Source organism: Vibrio sp. 10N.261.52.A1 (genome assembly GCF_002876325.1).
GTDB lineage: Bacteria > Pseudomonadota > Gammaproteobacteria > Enterobacterales > Vibrionaceae > Vibrio > Vibrio chagasii.
Window position 1 is genome coordinate 1 of the sequence record NZ_MCYD01000730.1, and the last position, 6,752, is coordinate 6,752.

Here is a 6,752-nt window from a genome sequence, read left to right on the forward strand (position 1 = left end):
CTTATCTAACAGCTTTTCTATTGTGGCAGTCTGGCCGATTTCTGGATTCATTATGCGGACTCCTTTTCCATTTCATTTTGTCGCTGGATGACATCTTGAATACGCTGCTTCACGTATTCACCTGGCGCATCCAGTTTCCCTTCTAGCTCACGAGCTTCAATCATTTCGGAGAAGTTGCGCTCATCAACCCAGTTTTGCCAATGCGACCACCACGAGCCATGGTGCTTGTCGGCGCTGGCAAGCCACTGAGATGGTACTTGGTCGTTATCATCATTGGTCCAAAAACCATATTTATTGGAATCTGCATGGTTCATCGGCCCTGCAATATGACCGCTCTCGGTAAGTACAAATTTATTGTCTCCACCTAGCAGTTTTGTGCCTTCAAAATTGCCGTCCCATAGCGCGATATGATCATCGATAGCAGAGAGGAAGTAAGCCGGCGACTTTACTTTACCTAAATCAATCGCCACACCATCGATCACCAACTCACCTTTGGCGAGTCGATTCTCAAGATAGCACTGACGTAGCAGCTGGTTATGGGTCGCAGCGGTCACGTTGGTGTTGTCACAGTTCCAATAAAGGAGGTCGAATGCCATTGGGCTCTCCCCTTTCAAATAATTGGAAATGTAGTAATTCCAATACAGACTGTTTTCACGAAGTAAGCTGAATGACACGGCCATTTGGCGGCCATCCATATAACCACGTTGGTTGTTTTGCGCTTCAATGCTGCTAATGATCGGATCATTGATGAAGACCCCTAACTCACCTGGCTTTTGGAAGTCGAGGATCGTAGTCAGCAGAGTGACCGATTTGATTCTCTGCTTACGACGTTTGCCAGAAAGGTAAGCCATGGCTGCGACTAAGGTGGTGCCACCGATGCAGTAACCGATACCGTTAACTTCTCGCTCGCCTATGACACTTTCAATGGCATCAAGTGCAGGTAGCACGCCTTGAGTCACGTAGTTGCCAAAATCGACGTCTCGCATTTGAGCATTAGGGTTCACCCAAGAGATCATGAATACTGTGTGGCCTTGGCTGACCAACCACTTCACATAAGAGGTCTCTGGATTGACATCCATAATGTAATATTTGTTGACGAACGGCGGTACGATCAGCGTCGGGCGTTTATAGACTTGTTCTGTGGTCGGCTTGTATTGAATCAGCTCGAACATCTCGTTTTGAAAGACGATTTTTCCGGGCGTTGAGGCAATATTCTCCCCCAGTTTGAACTGGTTTTTATCCGTCATTCGAATATTGAGCATGTCGGCACTTTGCTCTAAATCCTGACGGAATTGCTTCATCCCCTGGATCAGGTTTTCACCCTTACTCTCCATGGTCAGCTTAAGTATCTCTGGGTTAGTCGACACGAAGTTACTTGGCGACATGGCATTCAAATACTGCCGAGTGAAAAATGAAAGGCGAGCTTTGGTCTCGTCGTCCAGACCATCTGCGTTCTCAACTGATTGTTGAATGTTGTCACAAGCAAGTTTGTAGCTCTCTTTGATGTAACGATACAGTGGCGTGTCATTCCATGAAGGGTCACGAAAACGACGATCCGTCTCTTTAGTTTGTTCTTGAGTGCCGAGGATACAATCGTTAAGTAGATTAACTTGCTGCGCCCACCAATTCATCTGTTGCTCAACCATATTGGTTGGGTTCTGAGTCATTGAGCCCACCCACTTCGTAAAATCTTCCGATTGGGTTTTCATCAATGTCGATTGTGTTGGCTGCCCTAGATTGTCCATCCAAGCTTGTCCGTATTGGGACATGAGGTTCATCATACCTTCAAAGGGCGATTTATTTTCCATTCTGACATCCTTGTTAGAAGTGATGCTGAGAGATGGCGGCTAGACGTTACGCTCCGCCATCAATCGACAAGCAATAAACTAAGCACTTTTCGCAGTCTTTACCGCAGAAGCTGTAAGCTCGTCAGCGGCAGATTTAAAATCTTGACCAAGTTGAGTCAGCTTTTGGCTATCTTCCATCAGTTGTTGTGAGATCTTACTCGCCACTTCCATCTGTTTTGAACCATAGGCTGGAATATCTTGTGGCTGCTTTAACGAAGCTAAGCTCTGCAAAGACTCATTACCTAGCGCGCTATAAGCTTGTAGGCTATCAAGCTGAATCTTGGTCAGTGTCTCTATATTCTTAGTCACTAGCTGATTGAAGTTGTAAAACGGGTTTGTTACAGACTCTAGTTGCGATGTGAAAGCCTTAAATGTTTCCTGAGTAGACATAATTTTATTCCTTGTACTGAGCAGATCGAAGAAGTAAATGTGCGCTTCCTATGCAAATTTGATTTAAATTTGTTGCGCAACAGTTAACATATTGATCAAGATCAAAGTAAAAGTCATCCCGTTAAATGCCCGATAAATCGCTCTATAAATTCATTAATTTAAACATTTGTTTGAATTTTCGGTTCAGATGCTCATCACCCTAAATAGGTAAGTGGGTTCAAAGCGAACTCAATATGAACTGCGTTTAATACAACCCGCTCGATTCAGGAGATGAATTGACAGAAATGTGAGATTAGTCACTTTGTTGCGTAAGGTTGAATGAGGTTGTTCAGGGTAGAACAACCCAAATAGGCTGCTAAACATGAACACTCAAGCTATAAGTTTGTAACCAGAGCGGGAGAGTTCATATTCAGAATAAAATGGGCTTTTCACCCAAGAAAGAGCTCAATGTTATCGACACGAATTCACTTCAGATGCCTGCCGCCATCAAGGTGCAAAGTTCTTCCTGTCATGTAACGACTGGACAGTACATACTTGATGCCATCAACCACTTCCTCAAAACCCGCTTCCGCCGGAATCAAAGCTTTTTGCAGAGCTTTAGCCTTATACGCCTCGTCATCATAATCATTGAATTTGATCATAGCTGGTGAGACAGTGTTTACTTTCACGTTGGGAGCCATCATCGCCGAGAACGAAAGCGTTAAGTTATTAAGCGCAGCTTTGCTTGCCGCGTAAGCGATATGTTTTTTACTGCCTTTTTCGGCAACATAGTCGCTGATGTGGATGATATCTGAGGTTTGATCGCCAGACATCAGCAGGTCTTTGAGCGACAGATTGATAAGGTATGGTACGCCGACGTGAACTGCCATCATCTGGTTCATAATTTCTGCAGCGTTCTCGCTCGGGTCTTTCTTATTCTCCTGCTTCCAATCAGAGGCATTATGAACGATGGCTCGAAGTGCTCTGTACTCTTGCCCTACATAGTGCAGAAAGTCCTCTACGCTGCTTTGCTGGTAAAAGTCGACGTACTGTAGATCAGCCCCCTTATCACGCAGCTGTTGCAACTGAGGATATTCGCTGCGAAAGGTACCAATCACTTGGTACCCATCAGCTAGGAGTTGCTGAGCCAGTGCGAACCCTAATCGCTTCCCTACACCAGTTATTAGAATCGTCTCACTCATCGTAAAAACTCAGCTCTAGTTTGAGGGTTAGTTTTGAAAATGCCACCGAGCGCCGTTGTCGTTGTTTCAGAGTTGGCATCCATAACGCCTCGAGACTTCACGCAGTAATGCGTCGCTTTGATGGTCACCGCGACGTTTTCTGTTTCAACGAGAGTCTGTATGGCGATCAGAATCTGTTGAGTTAAGCGCTCTTGGACTTGAGGGCGTTGTGCGAAGAATCGGACAATTCTGTTTATTTTCGACAGGCCAAGTATCTTCGATTCTGGAATGTAGGCTACTTGCGCTAAACCGTCGATGGTGATGAAGTGGTGCTCACACGTAGATGTTAAGTCGATATCTGATACCTTAACCATCTCATCTACCGACATTTTGTTCTCTATGACGCTGATTTTTGGAAAATTGTTGTAATCAAGCCCGGAAAATATCTCGTGTACATACATCTTTGCGATGCGATGCGGCGTCTCTGCAAGGCTGTCATCGGTCAGATCCAAACCCAACGTGCTGACAACTTCCGTTAACAGTCCCTTAATACGATTGTATTTCTGGTCGCTGTTCATTTCACTTGTGGTCATCGGGGTTTCAAGTCCTCTCGCCAGTAGAGCTGTTCTTACTTGTTCTGCTTCTGTGCTCAACATTGGATCGCTCCTTAGAAGTTATTATCTTGATCCGCTTCGTAGCTCAGTGTGAGCGAAACGGAGTCGGCAAAACGCAGCGCATGAGGTTTATCAATTCTCACTTGAGCGTACCGAACCCATGAGTGATCAATGCAGATTCCGAGTACGTCGCTGGTTAGCTTTTCTAGAAGCAGGAATCTTCCAGACTCGACATGGTGGATAATTTTCTTGCAAATGTTTTTGTAATTGAGGGCATTGTCAACGTCATCAGAGAGGCACAAATTGTTAGCTGGATAGTGAATCTCTGCGTTTATAACAATGTCTTGCTGTTTGGTTTTCTCTTCTTCGTTGAAGCCGATGAAGGTTCGTAGTCTGAGGTTTGTGATGGTAATAATGGCGTTGTGGTTCATAACAGTTTCCATTCCGTCGAAAGTGATATCAGGTACGTGCTTGTTTTAAGAAAAGATCAAATAAAGCTCTGATAATAAGAGTCTGCGTTTTTTGACAGCTCTGAAGGCATTAGGTGAGACTGAGCTCGAAGGGGATTGGAACGGTTTTTTGACTCGACTGGTCAAAGCTATTCCAAAGCTGTTGGAACGAGGTATTTAGAGTGGGGTGATGGGCAGTCGCGGCAAGGTCAACTAACGGACGAAGCACGAAAGCGTACTCGGTGATTTCACCTCTGGGTAACTCTACCCCGTCGATAATGCCCACTTGATCGCCGTAAAGAAGGATATCGATATCCATGGTTCTTGCAGCGTACTGTTTAGTCTCACGTTGGCGACCGTTATCAAATTCGATTTGATGAAGAGTTTTAGCTAATTCTGCGATAGGAAGGTCGCATTCAAAGCCCACTACGAGATTGAGGAAGTTATCTCCTTCAAAACCGACTGGCTCGCAATCGTAAAACTGAGAAATTTGCAGTGGAGCAAAGCGGTGGTTCAACGCTTTGAGAGATTCTGTGATGTGATGTTCGCGGTTTATGTTGCTTCCGATGCTGACATAGACGATGGCCATAGTATTTCTTCCTTTTTAAGCAGCCTATACGTCCTACTCGCTGTGAAGATCAGCTATATGTCCTTTAAATGTCAGGTAGATAGTTAAAAAGGTTTTGTCGAAAGATTTCCTACATGCTTGATAGTTATGTATCGTCGCCCGTTTGAAAGCGACGACACGCCAAGCGACAATTATTGCCCACTTAGTTGTTTGACTGATACCCAGTCTTCTTGGCTAGCTTCTGCATTGCTTCAGCGAACGTTGTTGTCCCACCTTTCGCCTTAACTTGCACAACCTTGTAACCCATATTTTCTAGCGCTTGGCGCTCTGCCAATACTGCTTGGTCGTCTTGCTGGCTACCTTGAGCTGGCTGATGAATGTAACACCCTTCCAGTTGACCATCTTCAACTAATTGGTGATGTTTCAGTGCTTGGATATCAAAATTCATAAGTCAGTCTTTTCATTTAAATTGGAAGTCTATCTGGCAAAAGCCACCAGCGTTGTTCATGCTGTCATTTGTACCATAAGGCACTTTATACATGAAGAACGAATCGAATCACCGAAACGCTTACTCACAGAACTAAACGTTGTCTTATATGTCGGAACTCAAGGTTAAAACTTCGCTGGTAAACAACTCTCTTAACCATTGATTGACGATGTCATCATTCCGATTGCTGTGCCAATAAACACTGAGCGAAGGCTTGGTGTACTCAAAAGGAAGCTCTAGAAGCTTAATTTTATCTTTATCAAAATAAGCGTTCGCGACACCCTTGGGGAAAGTGGCTATCCAATCACTGCTGTAGATGGTGTCTGAGAAGTCTGCGATAGAATTGAGCTTTCTTGCCACTTTACGATCTGCAAAAATCGGGCTATGAAATTCAGTTAACTGGTTCACTCGGTAGTTGTCGTGTGTGAGCATGACATGCTTTGCTGAAAGGTATTGCTCTAAACTAACTTGCTCTTTGTTGCGTGTGTGGTTCTGGCTACAAACAACACAAAGTTCATCACTCCAGATTTTTTGACTCAACAATGTTGAATGAGCATTGGTCAGGTCAACCACAAGATCAATCTTCTTCTCTCGGATGTCAGTCGCCATATCTTCTTTTAGATTTACAATCTCAATGACACAGTTGGGTGCTTCTTGTTGAATCTTATCAAGAACCTTTGGCAGAATGACGCTGCTTGAAACACTCATTGCAGCAATTCTAAACGTGTAGTGACACGCTTTCGGTTCAAAGTCATGAGTTTCAGGCAGTGAGTGAGAGACAAGCTTGTGTGCTTGCTTAAAGATAGGATACAAGTCATTAGCGACTGGCGTAGGCTCAAGCGTGTAAGATTTTCTTACGAACAGTAGATCACGATATTCATCTCGAAGCTGCTTTAAATGAGCGCTGAGACTAGGTTGGGATATATTGAGCCTTTCTGCTGCGTACGTTAAGTTTCCTTCTTCATATATCGCAATAAAGTAATAGATGAGGTTTAGGTTAAATCGTTTCATTCGGGCTCTTCAGGCAGTCATTTAAATGAATAAACGTAGAACGTAATTTCGTTTAGCTGACTCGCTATTATCACAACCTAATTCCATACTTCAGTTAGGGTTATGACAGAGCTTTGTTAAAACACCCTTGCGAGTATTGCTTATCTGGCAGGCAATATAACCCATCAATTTTCATATAGTCGCAATACATCTTTGGTTTCTATAAAGATATAGGTTTTTCTGATAC

General features: G+C 44.0%; 8 protein-coding genes. All 8 read right to left on the reverse strand.

The window, feature by feature from the left end; translation table 11 throughout:
- Window positions 1-50 precede the first annotated feature (50 nt).
- Window positions 51-1,808 (reverse strand): class I poly(R)-hydroxyalkanoic acid synthase, encoded by a 1,758-nt coding sequence (phaC, locus tag BCT81_RS14890; RefSeq protein ID WP_102424934.1) that lies wholly within the window; start codon window positions 1,806-1,808, stop codon window positions 51-53.
- Between the two features lie 78 nt (window positions 1,809-1,886).
- Complete coding sequence (locus tag BCT81_RS14895) at window positions 1,887-2,237, reverse strand: phasin family protein (protein ID WP_004738385.1); 351 nt, start codon at window positions 2,235-2,237, stop codon at window positions 1,887-1,889.
- 464 nt (window positions 2,238-2,701) lie between these two features.
- Entirely contained in the window at window positions 2,702-3,418 is a 717-nt protein-coding gene (folM, locus tag BCT81_RS14900) for a dihydromonapterin reductase (RefSeq protein WP_102424935.1), read from the reverse strand.
- Window positions 3,415-4,053, reverse strand: coding sequence for a GTP cyclohydrolase I FolE (folE, locus tag BCT81_RS14905; RefSeq protein WP_102424936.1), 639 nt, complete (start codon window positions 4,051-4,053; stop codon window positions 3,415-3,417). Before folE ends, folM begins: the two co-directional genes overlap by 4 nt.
- An 11-nt stretch (window positions 4,054-4,064) precedes the next feature.
- Window positions 4,065-4,442 (reverse strand): dihydroneopterin triphosphate 2'-epimerase, encoded by a 378-nt coding sequence (gene folX, locus BCT81_RS14910; RefSeq protein ID WP_063522227.1) that lies wholly within the window; start codon window positions 4,440-4,442, stop codon window positions 4,065-4,067.
- 109 nt (window positions 4,443-4,551) lie between these two features.
- A complete protein-coding gene (folK, locus tag BCT81_RS14915; protein ID WP_102424937.1) occupies window positions 4,552-5,049 on the reverse strand; it encodes a 2-amino-4-hydroxy-6-hydroxymethyldihydropteridine diphosphokinase in 498 nt (165 codons plus the stop codon).
- Window positions 5,050-5,230: 181 nt separating this feature from the next.
- On the reverse strand, window positions 5,231-5,476 hold the full coding sequence (locus BCT81_RS14920) for a hypothetical protein (RefSeq protein ID WP_102424938.1): 246 nt from the start codon (window positions 5,474-5,476) through the stop codon (window positions 5,231-5,233).
- A 144-nt stretch (window positions 5,477-5,620) separates the two neighbouring features.
- Window positions 5,621-6,526, reverse strand: a complete 906-nt coding sequence (locus tag BCT81_RS14925) for a LysR family transcriptional regulator (RefSeq protein ID WP_102424939.1) — start codon at window positions 6,524-6,526, stop codon at window positions 5,621-5,623.
- Window positions 6,527-6,752 lie beyond the last annotated feature (226 nt).

Coding starts and splice junctions, on each gene's coding strand:
- phaC (WP_102424934.1), bottom strand. CDS start 1,808: ATGGAAAATAAATCGCCCTTTGAAGGTATGATGAACCTCATGTCCCAA.
- BCT81_RS14895 (WP_004738385.1), bottom strand. CDS start 2,237: ATGTCTACTCAGGAAACATTTAAGGCTTTCACATCGCAACTAGAGTCT.
- folM (WP_102424935.1), bottom strand. CDS start 3,418: ATGAGTGAGACGATTCTAATAACTGGTGTAGGGAAGCGATTAGGGTTC.
- folE (WP_102424936.1), bottom strand. CDS start 4,053: ATGTTGAGCACAGAAGCAGAACAAGTAAGAACAGCTCTACTGGCGAGA.
- folX (WP_063522227.1), bottom strand. CDS start 4,442: ATGAACCACAACGCCATTATTACCATCACAAACCTCAGACTACGAACC.
- folK (WP_102424937.1), bottom strand. CDS start 5,049: ATGGCCATCGTCTATGTCAGCATCGGAAGCAACATAAACCGCGAACAT.
- BCT81_RS14920 (WP_102424938.1), bottom strand. CDS start 5,476: ATGAATTTTGATATCCAAGCACTGAAACATCACCAATTAGTTGAAGAT.
- BCT81_RS14925 (WP_102424939.1), bottom strand. CDS start 6,526: ATGAAACGATTTAACCTAAACCTCATCTATTACTTTATTGCGATATAT.